The 21653-nt window shown below is 66.8% G+C and carries 19 protein-coding genes; 5 read left to right on the top strand and 14 right to left on the bottom strand.

Going from position 1 to position 21653, the window contains the following annotated elements; genetic code table 11:
* The first annotated feature begins 10 nt into the window (after positions 1–10).
* Both ABL838_RS32435 and ABL838_RS32430 read left to right on the top strand, forming a co-directional pair.
* On the top strand, positions 11–970 hold the full coding sequence (locus ABL838_RS32435) for a branched-chain amino acid ABC transporter permease (RefSeq protein ID WP_418126399.1): 960 nt from the start codon (positions 11–13) through the stop codon (positions 968–970).
* A 14-nt stretch (positions 971–984) separates the two neighbouring features.
* Entirely contained in the window at positions 985–1773 is a 789-nt protein-coding gene (locus tag ABL838_RS32430; protein ID WP_418126397.1) for an SDR family NAD(P)-dependent oxidoreductase, read from the top strand.
* Between the two features lie 91 nt (positions 1774–1864).
* Here ABL838_RS32430 and ABL838_RS32425 read toward each other — a convergent pair whose 3' ends face one another.
* Positions 1865–3538 carry a flavin-containing monooxygenase gene (locus tag ABL838_RS32425; RefSeq protein ID WP_418126396.1) on the bottom strand — a complete coding sequence of 558 codons (1674 nt, stop codon included), beginning with the start codon at positions 3536–3538 and terminating at the stop codon, positions 1865–1867.
* 148 nt (positions 3539–3686) lie between these two features.
* The gene (locus ABL838_RS32420; protein ID WP_418126394.1) at positions 3687–4442 is read right to left on the bottom strand and encodes an IclR family transcriptional regulator; all 756 of its coding nucleotides are present in this window, start codon (positions 4440–4442) and stop codon (positions 3687–3689) included.
* 199 nt (positions 4443–4641) lie between these two features.
* On the opposite strand from ABL838_RS32420, the gene ABL838_RS32415 reads away from it, so the two are divergent.
* Entirely contained in the window at positions 4642–5436 is a 795-nt protein-coding gene (locus tag ABL838_RS32415; RefSeq protein ID WP_418126392.1) for an SDR family NAD(P)-dependent oxidoreductase, read from the top strand.
* Here ABL838_RS32415 and ABL838_RS32410 read toward each other — a convergent pair.
* The 10 genes from ABL838_RS32410 to ABL838_RS32365 form a co-directional block, all read right to left on the bottom strand.
* On the bottom strand, positions 5433–6659 hold the full coding sequence (locus ABL838_RS32410; protein ID WP_418126391.1) for a porin: 1227 nt from the start codon (positions 6657–6659) through the stop codon (positions 5433–5435). The two genes, ABL838_RS32415 and ABL838_RS32410, sit on opposite strands and share 4 nt — an antisense overlap.
* 189 nt (positions 6660–6848) lie before the next feature.
* Complete coding sequence (locus ABL838_RS32405) at positions 6849–7406, bottom strand: nuclear transport factor 2 family protein (protein ID WP_418126389.1); 558 nt, start codon at positions 7404–7406, stop codon at positions 6849–6851.
* Positions 7393–9507, bottom strand: coding sequence for an acetate--CoA ligase family protein (locus ABL838_RS32400; RefSeq protein ID WP_418126387.1), 2115 nt, complete (start codon positions 9505–9507; stop codon positions 7393–7395). Before ABL838_RS32400 ends, ABL838_RS32405 begins: the two co-directional genes overlap by 14 nt.
* Before the next feature lie 10 nt (positions 9508–9517).
* Positions 9518–10612: an acyl-CoA dehydrogenase family protein gene (locus ABL838_RS32395; RefSeq protein WP_418126385.1), complete on the bottom strand. Its 1095-nt coding sequence runs from the start codon at positions 10610–10612 to the stop codon at positions 9518–9520.
* A gap of 4 nt (positions 10613–10616) precedes the next feature.
* Complete coding sequence (locus ABL838_RS32390) at positions 10617–11807, bottom strand: acyl-CoA dehydrogenase family protein (protein ID WP_418126383.1); 1191 nt, start codon at positions 11805–11807, stop codon at positions 10617–10619.
* Positions 11808–11821: 14 nt separating this feature from the next.
* Positions 11822–12589, bottom strand: coding sequence for an SDR family NAD(P)-dependent oxidoreductase (locus ABL838_RS32385; protein ID WP_418126381.1), 768 nt, complete (start codon positions 12587–12589; stop codon positions 11822–11824).
* A 10-nt stretch (positions 12590–12599) separates the two neighbouring features.
* Complete coding sequence (locus ABL838_RS32380; RefSeq protein WP_418126379.1) at positions 12600–13571, bottom strand: Bug family tripartite tricarboxylate transporter substrate binding protein; 972 nt, start codon at positions 13569–13571, stop codon at positions 12600–12602.
* Between the two features lie 102 nt (positions 13572–13673).
* Complete coding sequence (locus ABL838_RS32375; RefSeq protein WP_418126377.1) at positions 13674–14315, bottom strand: TetR/AcrR family transcriptional regulator; 642 nt, start codon at positions 14313–14315, stop codon at positions 13674–13676.
* A gap of 135 nt (positions 14316–14450) precedes the next feature.
* Positions 14451–15224: an enoyl-CoA hydratase/isomerase family protein gene (locus ABL838_RS32370; protein WP_418126375.1), complete on the bottom strand. Its 774-nt coding sequence runs from the start codon at positions 15222–15224 to the stop codon at positions 14451–14453.
* A gap of 439 nt (positions 15225–15663) precedes the next feature.
* On the bottom strand, positions 15664–15750 hold the full coding sequence (locus ABL838_RS32365; RefSeq protein WP_418126539.1) for a hypothetical protein: 87 nt from the start codon (positions 15748–15750) through the stop codon (positions 15664–15666).
* Between the two features lie 433 nt (positions 15751–16183).
* On the opposite strand from ABL838_RS32365, the gene ABL838_RS32360 reads away from it, so the two are divergent.
* Together ABL838_RS32360 and ABL838_RS32355 are read left to right on the top strand one after the other, a co-directional pair.
* Complete coding sequence (locus ABL838_RS32360; protein ID WP_418126374.1) at positions 16184–16774, top strand: hypothetical protein; 591 nt, start codon at positions 16184–16186, stop codon at positions 16772–16774.
* Positions 16775–17030: 256 nt separating this feature from the next.
* Positions 17031–17810 carry a hypothetical protein gene (locus ABL838_RS32355; RefSeq protein WP_418126372.1) on the top strand — a complete coding sequence of 260 codons (780 nt, stop codon included), beginning with the start codon at positions 17031–17033 and terminating at the stop codon, positions 17808–17810.
* 1132 nt (positions 17811–18942) lie between these two features.
* On the opposite strand, the gene ABL838_RS32350 is transcribed toward ABL838_RS32355, so the two are convergent.
* Positions 18943–20814, bottom strand: coding sequence for a RecQ family ATP-dependent DNA helicase (locus tag ABL838_RS32350; RefSeq protein ID WP_418126370.1), 1872 nt, complete (start codon positions 20812–20814; stop codon positions 18943–18945).
* Positions 20814–21167, bottom strand: coding sequence for a hypothetical protein (locus ABL838_RS32345; RefSeq protein ID WP_418126368.1), 354 nt, complete (start codon positions 21165–21167; stop codon positions 20814–20816). The genes ABL838_RS32350 and ABL838_RS32345 overlap by 1 nt, the downstream gene beginning before the upstream one ends.
* Positions 21168–21653: the final 486 nt, after the last annotated feature.

Below are 21653 nucleotides of genomic sequence, written 5' to 3'. Positions count from 1 at the left end.
GGAACCCGACATGGACGCACTTTCGCGCCGCACGAACATCGCACTGCTGGCCGCCGCCGTGGCGCTGCTCGCGCTTGCTCCCCTGGCGGTCTATCCGATGTTCCTCATGAAGCTGATGTGCTTCGCGCTGCTGGCCGCCTCGGTGAACCTGCTGGTCGGCTACGTGGGGCTGCTGTCCTTCGGGCACGCGATGTTCTACGGCGCGGCGGGCTACATCACGGCACATGCGGTCAAGGTCTGGGGCTGGGACGGCGCGGCCGGCATCCTCGCGGGCATCGCGACAGCCTCGCTGCTGGGCCTGTTCACCGGCCTGCTGGCGATCCGCCGCCAGGGCATCTACTTTTCCATGATCACGCTGGCCTTCGCGCAGCTGGTGTACTTCATCGCGCTTCGCATGCCCTTCACGGGCGGGGAAGACGGCATCCAGGAGATTCCTCGGCCCATGGTGCTGGGGCTGTTCTCGCTGCACGACACCATGGTGCTGTACTACTTCGTCACCGCGCTGATCGTTTTCGGTTTCTGGCTGATCCACCGCGTGGTCCACTCGCCGTTCGGTCAGGTGCTTCGCGCGATCCGTGACAACGAACCGCGCGCCCAGTCACTGGGCTACCGCGTCAACCGCTACAAGCTGCTGGCCTTCGTGCTGTCGGCCGCGCTGGCGGGCATGGCCGGCTCGCTCAAGGTGCTGGTGTTCCAGCTGGCCTCGCTCACCGACGTGCACTGGGCCACTTCCGGCGAGGCGCTGCTGATCTGCATCGTCGGCGGCATGCATACGTTGCTGGGCCCGGTCGTCGGCGCCATCGTCATCGTGTCGATGGAGAACTACCTCGCATCGTTCGCCGAATGGGTGCTGATCATCCAGGGCGTCGTCTTCGTGCTGGTCGTCATGATGTTCCGCAAGGGCATCGTCGGCCAGATCCATTCGCATCTCGCCACCCGCCGCCAGCGTCGCGCGGCCACGGCACCCTGACCGAGGCACCGCCAATGGCACATGACCTTCCCCCGACTTGGCCCGCCACGCCCGGGCTGCTCTCCGGCCGCCTGGCCTTGGTCACCGGCGCCGCCAGCGGCATCGGCCGCGCCATCGCAATCGCCTTCGCCCAGGCGGGCGCGCGCGTCGTGGTCACGGACCTGCGCAGCGAGCGCTGCGCCGAGACACTCGAGGCGGTGCGGGCCGCGGGCACGGAGGGCTGGGCCTATGCGCTGGACGTGTCCGATGCCCAGGCCTGCCTCGCGCTGGCGGAAGCGGTGAAGGACACCGCTGGCGACATCGACACGCTGGTCAACAACGCGGGCGTGATCATCCGCGAAGGCATCGACAGCCCGCGCGCGCAGGAGAACCTGCACCGCACCATGGACGTGAACCTGTTCGGCGTCTTCAACACTGTGCACGCATGGCTGCCGGCATTGAGGCGCACGCGCGGCTGCATCATCAACGTGGCGTCGGGCGCCGCGTTCATCGCGCAAGGCGGCGCGCTGGGCTACTCGGCCTCCAAGGCCGCGGTGAAGATGCTCACGCAGACACTGGCGCTCGACCTCGCGCCGGACGGCATCCGCGTCAACGCGCTGGCACCGGGCGTGATCGAGACCCCCATGACCGAGGCGACGCGCGCCGACCCCGCGCGCCTGGGCCGCTTCATGCAACGCATTCCAGCCGGCCGCCTGGGCCAGCCCCACGAACTCGCGGGCCCCGCGGTGTTCCTTGCCTCCGGGCTTGCGAGCTTCGTCAACGGCACGACCCTGCCTGTGGACGGCGGCACGCTGGCGGTGTAGGTTTTCCGACCCCCCCGCGTCTCGCGGGTCAGGGCTGAACGAGGCCCTGGAAGGCGATGCCGCCACCGCCCTCCATGGCAACACGCCGGGCTCAAGCCGCGAGCGCCTCCTGCGCGTGATCGAAGACGAAGTCGCGGTAGCCGCCCTGCGTCGCCGCGGCGCAGTACTCCCTGTACTTGTGGAACCCGCCCGTGAAGAGCGTGAGCCCCTGCGGCTTGTCCTTCACGTTGGCGCCGACATACCAAGTCTTGGCCTTGAGCAGCAGCGAGCGCTGCGAAAGCGCGAAGACGATGTCCATCCAGGCCTGCTCGGCCTGCGGCGTCGGCTCGATGGTCGACAGCCCGTTCCGGTCCATGTGCGTCATCGCCGCCGCGATCCAGTCGACGTCGTGCTCGCTGATGCGGATGATGTTGGCGAGCGCGGCCGGTCCGTTCGGCCCGGTAGTCATGAAGAGATTGGGAAAGCCTTCCATCATCAGGCCCAGGTGCGAGCGCGCACCGTCCTTCCACTTGTCGCTCATCGTGCGTCCGTCGCGCCCAATGATGTCGAAGGCCAGCAGTGCGCCCGTGAGGCCGTCGTAGCCGGTGGCGAAGATGAGTGCGTCCAGCTCGACCTCGCCCGAGCGTGTTCTCACGCCGCGCTCAGTGATTTCCTCGATGGGATCCGAGAGGCAATCCTTCAGGTGCACGTTCGGCCGGTTGAAGGTCTCGTAGTAGCTGCTGTCCAGGCAAGGGCGCCTCGCGAAGATGGGGTAGCCGCGCGGCTTCAGTTTTTCGGCCGTCTCGGGATCTTTCACGATCTCGTCGATCTTGCCGCGCACGAACTCGGCCACGTGCTCGTTGGCCTCCGGGTTTGTCAACAAGTCGGCGAAGGTGCCGAGCATGGCCAGGCCACCGTTCTTCCACGCATCCTCCAGCAGCTGCCGGCGCTGTTTCGGCGTCACGCTGAAGAACGCGCGCGTGGATTGCGGGCGCACGCCACCCACCGCGCTGTTGCGCGCGGACTCGCGGATGCCGGCGTAGTTGCGCTTGACCTCGGCCACGTAGTCCGGCTCGAGCGCCTCGTTGCGCATCGGCATGGTGAAGCTCGGCGTGCGCTGGAACACGAAGAGCTCGCCGGCCTCCTTGCCCACCTCCTGGACGATCTGGATGCCGGTCGATCCCGTACCGATGACCCCCACGCGCCGGCCTGTGAAGTCGACAGGCTTGTGTGGCCATTTGGCCGCGCGCAGCAACTGCCCCTGGAAGCGCTCGACACCCGGAATTTCAGGATCCTTCGGGATCGACAGCGGACCGGTCGCCATGATGCAGTAGGTGGCCTCGTACCTTTCACCCTTGTCGGTCGTCACGCTCCAAAGCTTGCGCACCTCGTCCCATACCGCGCGGGTCACGCGCGTGTTGAACTGGATCTGCCGGCGCAGGTCGAGCCGGTCGGCCACGAAGTTGATGTACCGCAGCAGCTCGGGCTGGGCCGCGAACTGCTCCGACCAGGTCCACTCCTGCTCGATCTCCGGCGAGAAGGAAAAGCTGTAGTCGATGCTCGGCAGATCGACGCGCGCGCCCGGATAGCGGTTCCAGTACCAGACGCCACCGACATCGGCGCCCGCTTCGAAGCCCTGGACCCTGAGGCCCATTTCACGAAAACGGTAGATCGCGTACATACCCCCGAAACCGGCGCCGACGACGACCACGTCAAGCCTCCTGGTGCCCGGCTGCGGGCGCGATGCGGGGGTGGATGGATGCAGGGTGCGGGCCTCGGCTGTCATGTCTGTCTCCTGTTTGTTCCGCCCTCGACGGACGGCGATGCACTCAGGAGAAATGATGCCCAGCGCTTTTCAGGCCATCAAGAAAATCACATCGGCGCTCGAAAACATCACATCCATGATTTTCTGAGGAAGGTCAAGAAGCCCCTCTCTATGCCTGCGCGCCTTCGTCCAGCTGCTGTACCAGCCTTCGCATCAGGGCCGTGTAGCGCGCACGGTTCGGCCGCATGCGCTCGATGGTGCCGCCCATGCCCAGCACCGCGATGCGCCCCTGTACCCGGCACGGCAACACCACCCCGATGGTGGCACCGCCAAGCAGCGGCATGTTCTCCATGTAGAGCGACTTGCGCTCGCGCGCATCGGCCACCTGCGGCGCGATGACATCCAGCGCCACGCGGTCCTCCTTACGCGATGCCGCGATGTTGGCGCGGCGCACGAGGTTCTCGATCTCCGCATCGGAGCGATCGGTCAGCAGGAGCCATCCCGCTGCCGAGAGAGTCAGGGGCCGCATGCTTCCCTCGTCCGTGTGAAAGCGCAGCTGATGCGTCGACTGGATCACTCGGATGTACTGGAGGTAGATGTCGTTGAGCATGCAGATCGACACGGTCTCGCCCGTGACGCTGTGAAGGTCGCGCATCACCTCGACGATGCGGCCCTGCCCGAACAGCGCCTGCGTGACCCAGTCGCCCAGCGACGCTACGCGCGGCGTGGGGAAATAGACGCGGTCGGCGCGGTTGTAGTTGAGGTAGCCCAGTGTGATGAGGTTCTTCAGCAGCACTGTGGTGCTGGACTGCGGATACCCCAAGGCCTCGCTGATCTGCTTGAGGGCCAATGGCTTGCGCACCTGCGCGAAATATTCCAGCACCTGCAACACGCGTGTGGCCGATTTGACTGTGCCTGCGGGCATCGATCTCCTTCCGGAATCACACATGTGATAGTAGTGACCGCATCGGCCCTTTCTCTAGCGGGTGAACCATGAGGCGAGCATCATGGGACGAGCCCCACCAACCTACTTTCGAAGGTTCACCCATGAAGAAAGCGTCCGGCGTCTTGCACAAGCCGTCGCGCCCCTGCGCGACCGAGACCCCCTGCATGGAGGTACGCGGATGCGCTGCCTCGTGACAGGCGCCGCACGCGGCATCGGGCGGGCCATCGCACAGCGGCTCGCGCACGACGCTGTGGCGCATGGTGGCGCGCAGCTCGCGCTGATCGACCAGCACCACGGCGAACTCGACATGCTGGCCGACGAACTGCACACGCTCGGCAGCCGGGCGCTGGTCTTGACCGGTGACCTCTGCGATCCGGCGCTGACGCCGCGCCTCGTGGTGGCTGCGCTCGAAGCGTTCGGGGGACTGGATGCCGTGGTCAGCAACGCAGGCTTCGCCATTCCCGGCGAACTCGCAACGTACGAGCTGGCGTCGTGGGACCGCGTCTTCGCAGTCAACGTGCGCGCACCCTGGCTGCTGGCGAAAGCCGCGCACGCGGCATTGAAGGACTCGCGGGGCGCGTTCCTTCTGACTGCGTCCATCTCCGGCACGCACGCCACTTCGCCGCTGGGGGCGTACAGCCCGAGCAAGGCCGCGGCGCTGATGCTGGTCAAGCAGTTGGCCAACGAGTGGGGAACGGATGGCATCCGTGTCAACGCGATCTCGCCCGGCCTCACGCTCACACCCGGCACTGCCGCCGCGCATGCCAGCCCCGCCGCGCGGCGGCAGCGCGAGCAACGCGTGCCGCTGCGACGACTCGCCGAAGCGCAGGACATGGCCGGCGCGGCAGCCTTCCTGCTCGGCCGCGATGCGGCGTACATCACGGGTGCCGAGTTGGTGATCGACGGCGGCCTGGGCAACACGCTCATGGGTTCGCTGCAGATGTCGGGCTGGCAAGCCGCCGGTGCGCGCTAGAACGCCACGCGCACGCCGACGTGGGTGGCGCGGCTGTTGCCGCTGCTGCCGAGGCCCGCCTGGGTGGTGGCACCGGTCACCGCGTATGCCGCACCGTTGCGGTTGCGCACGCGCCCGTAGTCGGCGTAGAGGCTGGTGCGCTTGGACAACGCGTAGATATAGGCGATGCCGAACTGCGTCGCGTCGCGATTCAGCGGCCCCCTGTCATCGACCCGCACCACCTGTGCGAGCACCGTGCTCGCCCCGAAGGGAACGGCAATGCCGATGGAGCCGCTGCGGTCGTTCTGCCCACTGTAGTAGCCCACCAATGGAAAACCCGCGAACATGAGGTTGTTGTCCGCTGCAGCCTGGGTCGCCGGCGTCGTGGCCATGCCAGGATTGCGGAAGGTTGCGTACGAACCGAAGAGCTTGGCCACGCCGAAGTCGTAGGCAGCCGCGGAGTGGAACCAGCGCAAGGTGCTGGCGTCCGCCAACTGCTTGTAGGTGGAATAGCCGATGGCAGCGCTCAGGCCGCGGCTCGCGTAGAACACCGACACGGCCGTGCTCGCGCCGGCCTTGAAGCGTCCCGTGCCGTTGCTTGTGACCGTGGTTTCTCCAGGCGAATACGACATCTTGGCGAGGAAGCCGCCGAAGCTCGGCGTCTGGTACCAGATGGTGTTGTTGACGCGCCCCGGCGCGGGCTGGATGCCCTGCAGGTTGCCACCACCACCGAGTCCGAAGGCGTCGCCGACCGCCTGCACCTCCGAACCGATCGCCACCACGGTGCGCCCCAGGCGGATTTCCCCAAGCGGCCCCGAAAGACCGACGACCGAGCCCCGGCCGAAAGACTTGGCACCCGCGCCCTGGTTCTGTCCCAGGGTCCCGGCGTCGGAGTTGAAGCCCATCTCCAGCAGGAAATTGGCGCGCAGGCCTGCGCCGAGATCCTCGCTGCCCTTGAAGCCAAGGCGCGAACCGTTCATGTGTCCGCTGTCCATGCGCCGCACCCGCCCTCCGGCATTGCTGGCGAAGGCCAGGCTGGTGTCCACCAGACCGTACAGCGTCAGGCTCGACGGCGACGAGGCCATGCCGCCGGCCGGTTGCACGATCTGCCTCAATTCCTCCTTCTGTGCCTGCTGGGCATGGACCGGCGAAGCGCCGCAGAACCCTGCCGCGACCAACGCTGCGGCCCACGGCACGGGATGCTGAGCGCGGTCGCGCGCGCTCGACGATTTCAGGAAGCTCAAGATTTGTCTCCTCGTATGCGTATGGCATTTCTGATTGCAGGCCCGCACGGCCTCGGGCCTGGCCGCCGTTCGCGCATGGCTGCCGGCTGGCATGCACGAAGCCGCCCTGCGGCACTGCCGGGGGCGGATGGGAGGAGACAGGAAGGAAGGTCTGAAGGCTTCGCCAGGAAGATGCCTGGCGCGGCCTCTTCAGCGGGAAAGCGATGCCGTCAACGCGTACCAGGGGTCGTCGGGGAAACGGCCGCCGTTGGGCTGGCGTACGCCGAAGCGTTCGGCCTCGCTGCCGATGGGTACGGGCGATTCACGGATCCAGTCATAGACCACCGTACGCGCGGCCACCCGCCATTCGCCCGCGCCGCGCCGCTCGAAGCGGTCGACATAGCGGCCGATGAGGAAGGTCGCGCGCTCCTGGCCCAACGCGTCGATATCGGTCTGGAACGCCTGGAAGTAGCTCTCCACCGCCGCTTCGGTACCGCGCAACTCGATCGAGATGTTGCCCAGCGTGTGGATCACCCGGCCACTCTCCCTGATCTTGACCAGAGCCCAGTCGATGAAACCGTTCGCGCTCCCGCTGTAGGGACCGTGCCGATCGGTGGCATCGGGCCAGTACGTCGAGCGCAGCGCCGCCTCGTCGCAGCGGTCGATGCCGCGGCAGTAGCGATAAAGGCAGGCGCGGATCGCCTCTTGGGCGCTCAGCGCTTCAACCCGGGCCTCCAGGACGAGAAGACGCTCTTCAGTGGTCTGCATGCGCTTGCTCCTTGGCATCCGTGGCTCGCAACACGATCACGGCGTCGAGGCAGGCTGCGCCATCGACGCGCACGACGAACGGATTGATGTCGACGCTTTCCAGCTCGTTCGCATGCGCGATGCCGAAATCGGACAGGCGACACATCGCATCGATCAGCGCGGCCTCGTCATAACGCGGACCGCCGCGCCAACCGCGCAACAGTTGCGTGGAACGCACGCGATCAACGAGGGCAGCGGCGCGGGCCGGCACGAGTGGCGCGGAGGCAAAGGCCACGTCCTTGAAGAGCTCGACAGCCGTGCCGCCGCAGCCGTACATCACCATCGGCCCGAAGGTCGGGTCCCGATGGATGCCCAGGATGACCTCGACCCCACCCTGCAGCATCGGCGCGATCAGCACGCCCTCGAGCCGGGCATCGGGCCGCGCGGTGGCCGCGCGCGCCATCAGTTCCTCGTGCGCGGCCTCCACGGCCGCCGCGTCCTGCAGGCGCAGCATGACGCCGCCGACCTCGGTCTTGTGGGGGATATCGGGCGAAACGATCTTCGCGACCACCGGGAAGCCCAGGGCACGTGCGGCCGCCACCGCTTCGTCCTTGCTGCGGCACAGGCGCTCGGGCAGCACGGGCAGGCCGGCCAGTGCCAATACGCGCTTGGCGCCGTCCTCCGTCGACACGTCGCTGCGCAGCGCCGCTGCGGCCTGGCGCTGCACCGGCCGATAGAGCATTTCGCGGCGCGCGCGCAGATGGGCCAGCGCGGCTACCGCGCGCACCGCGCGCGAAGGATCCTCGAACACCGGGATGCCATGCTGTTCCAGCGCCTGGTTGACCTCGGGCCTGGACAGCATCACGAGCACCATGAGCCGATCCGGATGCCGCTGGCGTTGCGCGATCAACTCCGCCTGCGTCGAGGCGAAGCGTTCAGGCGAGAGTCCCACGTGGGCGAGGTAGGCGAACACGGTGCCGTAGGCCGTGTGATCCAGCATCACGCCCACGGTGCGCGAGACACCGCTCGGGACCGCAGTCACCTGCGCCGTCATGTCCAGCGGATTGCTCGCCACCGCGAAGGGCAGCAGCTCGAGGGCGGCACGGCGCGCAGCCGCAGGCAGGGGCGGCAGGGACATGTCCCGGGCGCCACCATCGTCCGCCATCAGCACGCCGATGCCGCCGGAGCCCGTGACAATGCCCATCTCGGCGTTGTGCGGCAGCGCGTTCGACACCGAGAACGCATAGGCGATGTCGAGCATTTCTTCCAGCGATTCGGGCCGCCACGCGCCGCATTCGGCGAAGACCGCGTCGTAGACCGTGTCGTTGCCGGCCAGCGACCCGGTGTGGGTCGAGGCCGCAGCGGCGCCCACTTCCGTGCGGCCCACCTTCATGATGAGCACGGGCTTGCCGGCGCCCGCCGCCTTCAGCAGCGCGCGCCGCAGACGCTCGCCGTCGCGGCACGACTCGAGCGCGGCGCAGATGATGCGCGTGTCGGCATCGTCGGCGAGGTAGTCGATGCACTCCGCCACATCGACATCGCCTTCGTTGCCGGTCGCGATGATCTTGCTGAAGCCCAGCCCGCGCAGCGAGGCCATGCCGTAGGCGGCCGAACCGAAGGCCCCGCTTTGCGTGGCCAGCGCGATCGGCCCGGCCTTGGGCTTCAGGCCGTTGAGCGCCGTGGAGAAAGTCGAGAAGAAACGCGTCGGCACATTGAGCAGGCCCAGCGAGTTGGGCCCCACCATGCGCACGCCGGCCTCGCGGCACATCTGCACGAGACGGTCCTGCAGCGCGCGCCCGGCGGCATCGATCTCGGCGAAGCCAGCCGTCAGGACCTGGATCGCCTTCACGCCCTTGCGGATGCTGTCGCGCACCGCGGCTTCGACGCCGGGAACCGGCACGGCGATGACGGCCTGGTCGACCGGGTGCGGGATGTCCAGCACGCTGGCGAAGGCCGGCAGGCCCTGGATCGTGTCGCCGCTCTTGTTGACCGGATAGAGCGGCGCCTCAAAGCCGCCTTCGAGCATGAAGCGCAGCGGCCGCCCGCCGATACGCTCTGGATCGGAGGAGGCGCCGATCAGCGCCACGGACGAAGGATTGAAAAGTGAATCGAGCAAGTGCACGCCGGCCTCCTCAATGCAGCACGGCATCGGCGGCGAGCCGGTCGAGCTGGCTGAAGCGGTCGCCCCACCGCAGGGTACAGGCCAGTGCATGCATGGCCAGGCGCGCGGCGGGCAACTCGCGCGACATGCCGATGCCCCCGTGCAGTTGGATCGCGGTCTCCGCGACCTGCCGGCCGGTGACGGCCAGGTACAGCTTCACGAGCGACAGTTCGCGGCGCAGCTCGCGCTGCGGCAGCGCCGGGGCAACATCGTCGAGCACGCACACCTGCTGGCGCACCATGCCGCGCACGTTCTCGTAGGCCACATACATCTCGACCACCTTGTGACGCAGGGCCTGGAAGGTGGCGAGCGCAACGCCGAACTGCTCGCGCGTGCTCAGGTACTCGATGGTCTGCTCGATCATCGCGCCGATGGCGCCGACCATCTGCGCGCAGGACAGCAGTGCCCCGAGTGCGTTGGCATGGTCCACCAGCGGTGCGACCGGGTCGCCGTGCAGCAGCACGGCGGATTCGGGCAGCGCGAGCCCCGTCAGGTCCACATCGGTGATGTGGCTTGCATCGATGCCCGTGTAGCTGCGCGCCGCGCCCGTCAGCGCGGCGCGCGGCAGCAGCACGAGGGCCTTCTTTCCGTCGAGTTCGACCAGTGCCAGCAGGTGCGTCACGGGCTCGGTGAGGTCGGCGCCGTGCAGGCAGCCGTCAAGCACCACGCGCGCGCCCTGCAGGCGCCCCTTCGGGGCGGGTTCGCCGAGCGCGAGCACCGGGCAGACGGAAGCCTCGCCGCTGGCGATGTCGCCGAGCAGCGCCTGGGCGGCGGGGTTGCCTGCAATGCCCGACAGCAGGGCGGGCACCACGGCGCATCGCTCGACCAGCGGTGCGACGAGCGCGTGGCGGCCCGCTGCCTCGGCCATCGCCGCGATGTCGCCCAGCGTGGCGCCCGCGCCACCGCTGGACTCTGCCACCAGCACGGCCTGCCAGCCCAGGTTCAGGAATTGACGCCAGGTCGCGCCCGATGCGTCCGCATCGGCGCCAGCGGGCGCCGCAGAGGCAACGCGCAGCGTGGTGTCGTAGAGGTCGCCGGGGAACATCGGCTCTGCATGGAATGGCATGAATTCAGGCTCCGAAAAGGTCGCGCGCGATGACGTTCTTCTGAACTTCGCTGGTGCCGCCCGCGATGGTGCGCGAGCGGTAGAAAAGATAGGTGTGCACGAGCTCGCGCTGCAGGTCGACGCCCTGCTGCGTGTCGACGCCGCTGGACGCTACCAGCCGCGCCGTGTGGGCCGGGCCCGCGATGTCGAGCGCAATGCCGATGATCTGCTGCGACAACTCGGAACAGAAGAGCTTGAGCGCCGAGGACTTCGACGCGGCCAGCGTGCCCTGCATTTCCTCCTGGATGGCGCTGAGCAGCATCTCGCGCGCGCCCTTCACGCCAGCCTGGGCCAGGTAGAGGCGCTCCAGCAGCACGTGGAAGCTGGGCGAAGCCGCACTGGCGCGGCGCCTGGCCATGAGCAACTCCCCGACCTGCTCGGCGAGTCGGGCCAGGCGCGGCACGGTCGCGGGCGAGAGGCGCTCGCGGTCGAGCAGGAACTTGGCGCACTTCCAGCCTTCGCCCTCGGCGCCGACCAGGTTCTCACGCGGCACGCGCACCTCGTTGAGGAACACCTCGTTGACGTGGTGCCAGTGGTCGATGGTGGGAATCGGGCGCACCTCGATGCCGGGCGTGTTCATTGGCACCAGCAGCAGCGAGATGCCCGCCTGCTTGCGGCCTTCGTTCGAAGTACGCACCAGCGTGTACATCATGTCCGCCTCTTGCGCATGCGAGGTCCAGATCTTCTGGCCGTTGAGCACGTAGTGATCGCCGTCCAAGCGCGCGGAGGTCTTGAGCGAGGCCAGGTCGGAGCCGGCGCCGGGCTCGGAATAGCCTTGGCACCACCACTCGCTACCGTCGAGGATGCGTGGCAGGAAGCGCGCCTTCTGCGCCTCGGTGCCGAAATGCAGGATCACCGGGCCGATGTGGCCCAGGCCATGGTGGTACTGCGGCGGACAGTCGGCCTGGGCCGTGATCTCCTCGAAGAGGTAGCGCTGCTGCAGGTCCCAGCCGGTGCCGCCGTGCTCCACCGGCCAATTGGGGGCGGCCCAGCCGCGTGCGAACAGTTTTTCCTGCCAGATGCGGTACTCGTTGCGCGTGATCTTGCGATTGCTGCGCACGAACTGCTTGAGTTCTTCCGGGCACTGCTCGGTGGCGAACTGGCGCAGCTCCTCGCGGAACGCGGCGTAGGGGTCGGTCGATGTGGGGCTGGTCATGTGTCGGGGAGGTCTCAATGAAAACTGCGGCCGCCGTCGACGGCCAGGGCGATGCCCGTGACGAAGGACGACTCGCGGGAACTCAGGTAGAGCGCCGCATGCGCGATCTCCAGCGGCTGGCCGATGCGTTGCAGCGCGTAGCGCGGGGCGACCTCGTCGCGCAGCACCTCGGCGCTGTAGCCGCCGCGCACCATGGGCGTGTCGACGGCACCGGGGCAGATCGTGTTGACGCGGATGGGAGCCCATTCGAGCGCCAGCGTCTTGGTCAGCGAGATGACCCCAGCCTTCGACGCGGCATAGGCCCCACGGCGCTTGAAGGGCTGCAGCCCCTGGCCCGAAGAGAGGTTCACGATCGTGGCGTTGGCGCAGCGCCGCAGGTGCGGCTCGCAGGCCTGGCAGACCAGGAAGGTGCCAGTGAGGTTGATGTCGATCACCTCTCGCCATGCGCGAGGCGCCAGGTCGGCCAGCAAGTCGGTGTTGGCGACACCCGCGGCGTTGACGACACCGTCAATCCCGCCGAAGCGGGCAACGCTCTCGGCCACGCCGCGTGCCACCGACGCCTCGTCGCGGATGTCCATGGACAAGGAAATAGTGTCGCCCGGCGGCAAGGAGGCAAGCGGCTGGCAGTCGGCCAGCGCCACGCATGCTCCCTCGGACGCGAAGAGTTCGGCCACCGCGGCACCGATGCCGGAGGCCGCGCCCGTCACAAGAATGCGCCGTCCCTGCAGGCGTGGCGCGCGCAGGTCGAGCGGTCGGCCAGGATCGGCTTGGAAGATGGTCATCGCTTCGTTCTCAATCAAGCTGGATGCGACGCTCGCGGATCACCGGTGCCCAGCGCTCGTGCTCCGCGCGCAGATAGGCCGCGAACTCGGGTTGTGTCATGAGCCTGGGTTCCACGCCCGCGCGCTCGATGGCCTCGCGCACCTCAGGGGTCTCCAGTACCGCACGCAGATCGGCATAGATGCGCTGCTGCAGCTCGGCCGGCGTCTTGCTTGGCAGGAAGAAGCCGAACCAGCCGCCCGCGGCAAAGTTCGAAAGCTGCGGCACGCCCGAGCGCGCGATGGGCACCATCCCCTGCAGGCGTGCCACGGGCGCTTCACTGGCCACGCCAAGCGCCTTGAGCCGTCCGGCGCGCACATAGGACATCGAGGCGGAGGAATCGAACATGGCCTGCACCTGGCCACCGAGCAGGTCGTTCAGCGCGGGTCCGTTGCCCCGGTAGGGCGCGTGCACAATTTCGATGCCCGTGAGCGACGCCAGCAGCTCCGCAGCGATGTGAGGGCTCGAGCCGTTGCCCGAGGAAGCGAACACCACCTCCTTCGGATGGGCTTTCGCGTAGGCTATCAGCTGGGGCACCGTGTCTACGGGCAGCTTGGCTGACACGAACAGCACGCTGGGCGCATCGGCCACGATGGTGACGGGCACCAGCGCGGCGGGGTCGTACGGCAAGTTCTTCATCAGCAGCGGATTGCCGATGTAGCCGAACGCGGTGAGCAGCAGCGTGTAGCCATCGCCGGGTGCGCGGGCCGCCGCGGCGGTGCCGATCGAGGTCCCTCCCCCGTTGCGGTTGTCGACCACCACCGGCTGCGCCCAGCGGGCAGACAGCGCCGGCGCGATGAGGCGCGCCAGGTTGTCGGTCAGACCACCGGCCGCGTACGGGACGATCAGTTGCACCGGCTTGTCGGGAAACGCCAGGGCCAGCGTCGGCAGTGCGGCGACGATGCCGCAGCACACCGAAAGAAGGATTGATCGAAGGACTCGCATCGCTGAATCTCCAATTCAGTTTACCTAACGGCCGGTAAGTTAATGCGCGGGTTTACCCTTCCAGAGGTGCAGCGCATGTTCGCGCCGCAGGTTCAAGGAAGGTCAGGCGCGCGGTTTCGCGCGCAGGCCGCCGAAGGCCATGTCGAGGTATTGCTCGATCACCTCGCGCGTGCTCAGGCGTCCCTTGGGCGAATGCCAGCGGCAGATGTGATTGAGCATCGACAGCAGCATGCGCCCGGCGATGGCGGGATCGACCTTGCGGACTTCCCCCTTCGCAATGGCTTCGGCGATGCAGTCGCGCAGGAGGTGCTCATACTCGTCGCGCAGGTAGACAGCGCCAGCACGCGGATCACCCTCGCTGCCCGACCAGAAGGCGTTGGAACCCGCGATCCAGGAATCGCGGCTGCGATCCAGGAAGTCGGCCGATGCCTCCATGAACAGGCGCACCTTGTCCAGTGGACCCTTGCCGCGGGACATCGCCTCGCGCACCGAATCCACCAGCGCCTGCATCGACTCCAGCACGATGCGCTCGTACAGCGCCTCCTTGTTGGGGAAGTGGTAGTACAGCGCGGCCTTGGTGATCTTGGCTTCGTCGGCGATGTCGCGCAACGATGTGCCCTCATAGCCCTTCTTGGCGAAGAGCCGGCACGCGATCTCGGTCAATTGCTCCTGGCGCACATCGGACTTGCGCCTGGAGCCCCGTTCCGGATCTGCCGCTTCGGCGGCGTTGGACAGGGTGGCCATGGGCGAAGGTCCTCTTGAAGTTCTTGGCTGGGAGCCGGCGGCGGTGGCGCGTAGTTGGGCCCCTGCGCGCGACCCACGGCTGATCAAAAAATAATAGCACGCACCGTGTTGGCGCCAGGCCTGCAGCGACTGCCGTCAGCGCCCCGTGTAGACAGGTGCGCGCTTCTCGAGGAATGCGCGCTGCGCTTCCTTGGCATCGTCCGTCTTGGACAGCGCCACCGTGTTCCCCTGCTCGTAACGATAGGCATCGCGTGACGGCATTACCTGCGTCATGCGAGCGGCCTCCTTGGCCAGGCGCAGCGCGATCGGGCTCTTGGAGGCGATCTCGGCAGCGATCTCCATCGCGTACGGCATGAGCTGGTCGGCGGGCAGGCAGGCCTCCACCAAGCCGAGCCGGTACAGCTCCTGGCCGGTGACCTTCATGCCCGTGTAGAACATGCGCCGTGCACGCGAGCGGCCGAACACTTCTTGCAGGAAGGTCACGCCACCGGCCAGGCCGACGTTGATCTCGGGCATGGAGACGAAGCAATCCTCGGAGGCCACCCAGATGTCGGACGCCATCACCAGACCGAAGCCCGCACCCATTGCCGGGCCGTTGATGGCGGCGATGACGGGCTTGGCGCATTCCACCACCGCGTAGTACGACTCACGCACCAGACGGTTGTGGCGGCCGTAGGCGCCCGGCGTCGCTCCCAGGTTGGGGCGCTCCCGGATGTCAGCACCGGCGGAGAAGGTCTTGCCGCTGCCGGTGAGAACGACCACCGAGACGTCCTCACGATCGGAAAGCTCGTCGAACACCTGGGTCAGTTCGCTGCGCAACTCGGCGTTCTGGGCGTTGACCGGCGGGCGGTTGAGCGTGACGAGCGCGATGCGCTCGCTCACGGTGAGCTGGATGGTTTTCAGTTCCATGGTTGCCTCGTGTGTGAATAAATTACCTGTCGCACGGTAAGTAATGGTGCGTGAAAGCTGAGGCGTTGGCAATGGTTGCCGCCCACACATCTGTCCCCATGGGGACTGTGGCGGTGCAGCCTTCGCCACGATCGCGCCGTCGAGAGCACCACGTCCCGCGCTCGCTGCCGCGGGTGATCGCATTGAATCAACGCCACGACACGGAAATGGCCCACCAACGCGGCCTCACGCAGGTCCAGTGGGACACGCTGAAGAACTTCTAGGCGTCGGCAGCGCCGCCGAGCGACAGGCCCGTCGGCGCTGTGACGCTCGCCGCCCACCCCGCAGCGCATGCCGCATGCCCCATGGCCCGTCTGCATCTGGCACCTTCGGGCCTGGATGCGCGCGGCCATGCGGGCCTGCCTCGCATAGGCGCTCCATCGCCGGTCGGCGCGGAAATTCAGATTCTGCTCACTGGGCCCCAAAGGATGCCGCGCAGGGCCGCCAGTCCCGGCAGGCGCACGCAGCCCAGTTCGGGAAGGCCCATCCCGAGACCGCACAGGCCGAACGCGATGTCGGGGTCCCCAGGGGTCGATCGGCGCCGAGCAGCCGGGTGGCGCCCGCATCGGGCGCGAACAGCTTGACAACGGGCCTCGGCACCGTTGCCGGCACGCCGCAGCGCAGCCGTCAGTTTCGAGAGACGGCCCTGAGGCCGCCAGCGCGCCGCGATGAGAGAGGCGCGTGCAGACGTTGACGGCGAGAACGGTGTGCCACGATCAAGGCGCCGACAAGCCACACACCGTCACTGCGGCCTTGTTTCTTTTCTCCTTCTTCGGGTAATTGCGAGCCGAAGCGAGCCGCTCCCGAGCCCCGCAGCCCCAACCAGATTGTGAACTCGCTCCAATGGCAAAGACGAACAACGGATGCCATCGCGAGCACGCACCTGGTTAGGATCGATCTCTATTCACAGGAGCGAGGCAATGAAGAAAAAAGCACGAGGGCTGATCGGAATCTGCATGGCCACTGCAGCCGTGGCGGCAGCCGCCGGCCCCTTCGGGCTCAATGCAGGAGACACCGTCGAGACCGTGGGCAAGGTCGCTCAACTCAAGCCCACCGAGCAGCAAGGCGTCTACACGGTAAGCCGGCTTCCCAACGGTCATCCCGACCTTGACAGCTACCGGTTGATCTTCGGCCCCGCCACCGGGTTGTGCCGGATCGCGGCGTGGACGCCGGCCGCCCAATCCAGCGCCTACGGTGACGAGATCCGGCGCGATTTCCGCTCCTGGCAGGAGGCCCTGACCGCGAAGTACGGCGCGCCCGAGAAGTTCGACTACCTGCGCTCCGGAAGCATCTGGAACGAACCGAAGGACTGGACGATGTCGCTCGCCAAGAAGGAGCGCAAGCTCGTCGCGTTCTGGACGCCCACGCCGCCCGTCGATCAGGTGTCGAGGATCGCCGTGGAGGCGATCGCGACGAGTTCTGGCAGGTACTCGATCAACCTCGAGTATGAGTTCGACAATTTCGACGCATGCAGTGCGTCGCTCAAATCCAAGAAGAACGCCAATCTCTGATGGCGCGCGGGATTGCCGCGCTTTCGTTCTGTCCCGTCCCCGGTCTCATCGCCGCGGCGCGGCGAGCGCGTCCACAGGAGCGCTTGCCCCAGGTCGCAGGAAGCCTTGCGTTTACGCATGCCGAGCCTGGGTTCAACGCGATTCCAGTCGGGAGATGATGGTCCTGCAGCACTTCGGTGCTGGCTAAGATACACCTCTTTACAACCAATGGAGGGAAGTGATCGTGGGATTCCAAGAGACGAAGAAGTCGAAGCGCATGACGACAACTTGCATTCCGATGACGTTGGCGTCGATGGCAGCCGTCATCAGCTTGGCCGGCTGCGGCACGCCGCCGACCGAGGTGAAGGAAGCGAATGCAAATCCCGACGCTTTCCTGGCGAAGAACTACACCTTGCAGGCGCTGCGTCCCAGCTATGTCGAGACCTTGAAGGCGGTGGGCGCACCGGGGCCGACCGACTTCAAGGAGATCACGTTCAAGTTCGACCACCGCTATAGAAACATCGGCGCGACCGAAGACTCGGTCACTGCACCGCAGGCCACATACAAGCCGCTGGGCAACGGCTTCTTCCAGCATGTCAGGACGCTCGAGAACAACGGCTTCCTCGTCAATCGAAGCTACGAGCTGACCTTCCTGGGCGCTCTCAGCCTCAAGAAGGAGAACGCGTACACCAACGCCAAGCTCACGACCTTTGAATCCGTCGTGAAGGAAGTGAAACCCTTCAAGCTGGATCCCTCCAAGCTCACGCCGGGAAGCAGGTTCTCCGTCGACTACGGCAACGCCTTCCCGCTGCAAGAGTTCAACTTCCGCTGGTCGAAGGTCACTTGCACGACCGAGAGACTGGGCGCGGCCTCGGAAATCCACCCCAAAATCCGGGGCAACGCGGTGTGGCTCGCTTGCAATGCGACGCACGAGTCAGGCGGCGAATCGAAGTTCACGAACGTGTACTTCGCACAGTATGGCCTGCTGCTCGCCATCAAATACGCCGACTCCAGGTTCACGGCCGCCGATACCGTGACGGACTTCATCGAGCGGTAACGCAGCCGATCGGTCTCTCCCTCGACGGGCGCAACGGGGAGCGCAAGTGGGCAGGCCTAGGCTCGCCCACCCTTCAGGCATCCCCCGACCCAGGCACCCATTGCCCGGGGGGCGTCCCCCGCGGCAAGAACCACCACCGGATGCCATCCATCGAATTTGGAGCCACGCAAGCACAACAGCTCTACTGAGGATGCCGGCCGGCCGGCCCGCCGCCGGGGGTATCCCCGTCGTCGACGCCAACTTCGGGCGCGGCGGCGGCGCAAGCCGGCTATGAGTACCAGCTCAACGTGTCGGTGCTGGCCGCCCTGCGACTGCTGCTGATCACCAAGTCGGCCGCGCGGATTTCCACAACATCTTGATCACGTTGTCGGGGCTCACACGATGATCTCCGTCACCATGAAGCCCGATGCGCGCTACCTTGACGGCCTGTGCGTGCACCAGTGCATGCGCCGGAACTGGTGAAAACGCTCTGATCACATCGTTGCATTGAGCCAGAGGGCTTCGTTCGCGATGCTCTGTTCGTATCCGCTGTATCTGGAGACCTGACACGCGCTGAGCCGCTCTTCGACATGTCGTTCACTCCGTGGCCAGGCCCAGCATATCGAACGAGGGCCACCAAGCATTGATGCTGAACCTCGTCTCCCGCCGAACGGCGCTGAGCATTGAGCACTGGCCGACCAGCCCAGTGATCGATGCGCGATCGCGTGTGGTGCACCGATCTGCTCAACGCTGAAACCTCGCGTCGAGCCCAGTGAATAGCAGAAACAACTACGTCAGACGCTCAGCCGTGAAGTCACCCGCACGGGCCATCGCGTCCCTGCCTCCGAAACACAAAATAGGCCTACTCCGAGGCCTTACCCTCCATTGAAGCGTCGATGGACTTCAAGGCGCCCCTTTTTCGATCGTCTTTTTTCTTTTCGACCAACTTTATTGTTTCCAGGCAGTCAGGACTTGAGCACCTTTCGAAGCCTGTACCATGGCCGCGGTTGATAACAATGGCCATGGTCTGGTTCTGCGGGGGTGGAAGGCTCAAGCTGCCCAGGAGACAGCGTCCCGAGGCCCCACCTGAGCTCAGTGTTGCCATGCTTTCGAGCCCACGATCCGAGGCGACCTATCGCTCAGGTCGAGCCGCTCAGCCGGGCTGACTCCATCTTGCAGAGGCACTCAAGCCGGCATGCTTACTTTTGGCCAGGGCGCGCGCCGACGCACGGCTGGCCAAGAGGCCACCGGTCTCGATCTCGGAATCGGAGCTCGCCGACTTTCGCGGCATGCGACGACGGGTGACGTAGTCCGGATGGATGCAGCGCTGGGTGCCATCCTCGAAAGCCACCGTGACGGATCCCTCCGTCGAGGCGACGACGACGCCCGCACCAAAACGCCTGACCTTGACCGGATCGCTTTCGGCGAAAAGCACCGGTTTGCGTGCGCGCGCCTTCGCCTGAGGGTTCGCAGCAGCGGCCGCAGCCGCCGTTGTCGACGGCGTGCCCACGAGGATCGGCTGCGCCAGCGTGGCCTCATGGGCTGCAATACGACGGCAGTTGTCGCATGTGCCGCAGCGCTTCGCCTCGGCCGAGGGGTCCAGATCGGCCAGCAGCAGTTGCCAGCGGCACTGCCCCGTCTGCGCGTACGACAGCATGCGCTCGAGCGTCTGCCGGTCCTGCAGCCGGCGCTCCTTGTAGGCGTCGAGCATCGCGCTCAGATCGGCGCGCGAAGCGGCCTTCTGTCGAAGTGCCATCTCTCCTCGCCGGCCGATGCGCAGCAACTTTGCCTGCCGCAGCAAAGCCACAGCCGCCTGCATTTTGCTGCGCGGGCGATCCAATGCTTCGAGGAGGCTGGCGGTGGTCCAGCCCTCGTCCCCGGGCGGCGTGGCGAGCAACTGGCGATAGACCGCATCGAGGTCCTCGAGCTGGGGATATTTTCCGGCCAGAAAGAACTGCTGAACCACCCTGTCCTTGGCCTGGAAGAGCAGCACACAGCGCGCTCGCTTTCCGTCACGACCGGCGCGCCCCGCTTCCTGGTAGTAGGCGTGCAGACTCGACGGCATCTGGCAGTGAACGATGAAGCGAATGTCGGGCTTGTCGATGCCCATGCCGAACGCGTTGGTCGCCACCATCACCCGCGCGGCGCCGCTCATGAAACGCTCCTGTGCCTCACCACGCTCGCGCGTTCCCAACTTGCCGTGATAGATCGCGACCGACTCGTTCCGCGCGCGCAGAAGCTCGAAGGCCTGCTCGGCGGCCTTCACCGTGGCGGCATAGACGATGCCGCTGCCGGCTTCCTGCTGCACCAGTTCCACGATGCGCCGCTGGCGATCTTCCTCCTGCTGCATCTGCTCCACCGCGAAGTGCAGGTTGGCGCGATAGGCGCCCGTCTCGACCAATCCCCCGCGCGGGATCGCGAGGTGTTTCATCACGTCGGCGGCGACCTCCGAGCCGGCCGTCGCGGTGAGCGCCAGCACGGTGGGAGTGCCCAGCGCCCGGATGGCAGGGCCGATGTCGAGGAAGGCCGGCCGAAAGTCATGGCCCCATTGCGAGATGCAGTGCGCCTCGTCCACCGCCACCAGGGCCACAGGATGGGCCGCGAGCTGCTCCAGGAAGGCGTGATCGGCGAGCCGCTCGGGTGTGGTCAGCACGATGCGCGCGCTGCCATCGCGCAGTGCCGTTTCGGCCGCAGCGAGCTCGTCCGCGGAAAGGGCGCTGTTGACCTGGATCGCCTGGATGCCCAAGGCTGTGAGCTTGTCGCACTGGTCCTTCATCAACGCGATCAGCGGGGAGACCACCACCGTGCGTCCCTCGAGCAGCAGCGCCGGCAACTGATAGCACAGCGACTTTCCTGCGCCCGTGGGCATCACGGCGAGGGTGGACAGCCCTTGCATGACCCGCTCGATGACTTCGGCCTGGCCGGCGCGCAGCCGGGTGTGCCCGAACACGCGGCGCAGGGTGCGGTTCAGCGGGTTGGAGGATGGCCACTGTCCGGTGGCGGCAGGGGCGCGGGTGGAAGGCATCAGCGCTGCCCGTGACCTTCGCCCTCGCCCTCTCCGCCCTCTTCGCGGCCGCCCGCTTCCTCTTCGTCTTCTCCATCGGCTGCGACTTCGTCGGCCAGGTCCTGCGCGCTGAGTGCCTCCGGGTCGTCCACCGAGCTCTCCACCTCGGCCGCGGCATCCGGGAGGACACCTACGCGGTCCGGGAGTATGTCGGCATTGGTGGGGGTTTCGAGCCCGCCTTCGGCCGCCGCGCGGTTGTCGCCCGATGCGTCGCTGCCGCTGTCGCTGGAGTCACTCGGCCCGAGGCTCTCCGCATCGGTGCCCTTGGGTGTGACGGGCGCGTGCTCGCCGCCGAGGATGCTGCTGGTTGCCATGATCTCTTTGCCTCGATAGGAAGATGCGCCAAGACTGCGCGCCGCTGGACGCCGAGGAAGTAGGAGATTTGCGCGTTCCGGCCGCTTCTGATTTCGGTCGAGACGCAGCAGGTCATGGCAGGTCCATGCGCGACGCAGGCAAGCCCAGGGGGCCGCCGAACCGTTTGATCCACCGAGGCCCGGTTCCCGGTCCCTCAAGTGCAGGCCATGCGGTGCGTGCGGACAGCAGTGCTTCAGCGCAACGCGTCTGCCACGCCGCGGCACTTCTCGAACCTGTTGCCACTGCCGCAGGGACAAGGACCGTTGCGCCCGATCTCGTGCTGCATCGCCGGCATCGCGCGTGCACGGGAATCGGAGTGCTCAGCGCAACGTCATGGAGCGTGAGCACGACAACAGCGCGAGCCGTCGATTTTTCGGAGCAAGCACGCCACGGAACAGGCATCGGTCCGGATCTGGCCACCGACAAACCGCTTGACGCTTCACCGG

It is taken from the genome of Variovorax sp. 160MFSha2.1, assembly GCF_048305075.1.
Taxonomy (GTDB): domain Bacteria; phylum Pseudomonadota; class Gammaproteobacteria; order Burkholderiales; family Burkholderiaceae_C; genus Variovorax; species Variovorax guangxiensis.
This window is presented reverse-complemented; position numbering and strand designations above follow the sequence as displayed.

Coding starts and splice junctions, on each gene's coding strand:
- ABL838_RS32435 (WP_418126399.1), top strand. CDS start 11: ATGGACGCACTTTCGCGCCGCACGAACATCGCACTGCTGGCCGCCGCC.
- ABL838_RS32430 (WP_418126397.1), top strand. CDS start 985: ATGGCACATGACCTTCCCCCGACTTGGCCCGCCACGCCCGGGCTGCTC.
- ABL838_RS32425 (WP_418126396.1), bottom strand. CDS start 3,538: ATGACAGCCGAGGCCCGCACCCTGCATCCATCCACCCCCGCATCGCGC.
- ABL838_RS32420 (WP_418126394.1), bottom strand. CDS start 4,442: ATGCCCGCAGGCACAGTCAAATCGGCCACACGCGTGTTGCAGGTGCTG.
- ABL838_RS32415 (WP_418126392.1), top strand. CDS start 4,642: ATGCGCTGCCTCGTGACAGGCGCCGCACGCGGCATCGGGCGGGCCATC.
- ABL838_RS32405 (WP_418126389.1), bottom strand. CDS start 7,406: ATGCAGACCACTGAAGAGCGTCTTCTCGTCCTGGAGGCCCGGGTTGAA.
- ABL838_RS32395 (WP_418126385.1), bottom strand. CDS start 10,612: ATGCCATTCCATGCAGAGCCGATGTTCCCCGGCGACCTCTACGACACC.
- ABL838_RS32390 (WP_418126383.1), bottom strand. CDS start 11,807: ATGACCAGCCCCACATCGACCGACCCCTACGCCGCGTTCCGCGAGGAG.
- ABL838_RS32385 (WP_418126381.1), bottom strand. CDS start 12,589: ATGACCATCTTCCAAGCCGATCCTGGCCGACCGCTCGACCTGCGCGCG.
- ABL838_RS32380 (WP_418126379.1), bottom strand. CDS start 13,571: ATGCGAGTCCTTCGATCAATCCTTCTTTCGGTGTGCTGCGGCATCGTC.
- ABL838_RS32375 (WP_418126377.1), bottom strand. CDS start 14,315: ATGGCCACCCTGTCCAACGCCGCCGAAGCGGCAGATCCGGAACGGGGC.
- ABL838_RS32370 (WP_418126375.1), bottom strand. CDS start 15,224: ATGGAACTGAAAACCATCCAGCTCACCGTGAGCGAGCGCATCGCGCTC.
- ABL838_RS32365 (WP_418126539.1), bottom strand. CDS start 15,750: ATGGGCCTTCCCGAACTGGGCTGCGTGCGCCTGCCGGGACTGGCGGCC.
- ABL838_RS32360 (WP_418126374.1), top strand. CDS start 16,184: ATGAAGAAAAAAGCACGAGGGCTGATCGGAATCTGCATGGCCACTGCA.
- ABL838_RS32355 (WP_418126372.1), top strand. CDS start 17,031: ATGACGACAACTTGCATTCCGATGACGTTGGCGTCGATGGCAGCCGTC.
- ABL838_RS32350 (WP_418126370.1), bottom strand. CDS start 20,814: ATGCCTTCCACCCGCGCCCCTGCCGCCACCGGACAGTGGCCATCCTCC.
- ABL838_RS32345 (WP_418126368.1), bottom strand. CDS start 21,167: ATGGCAACCAGCAGCATCCTCGGCGGCGAGCACGCGCCCGTCACACCC.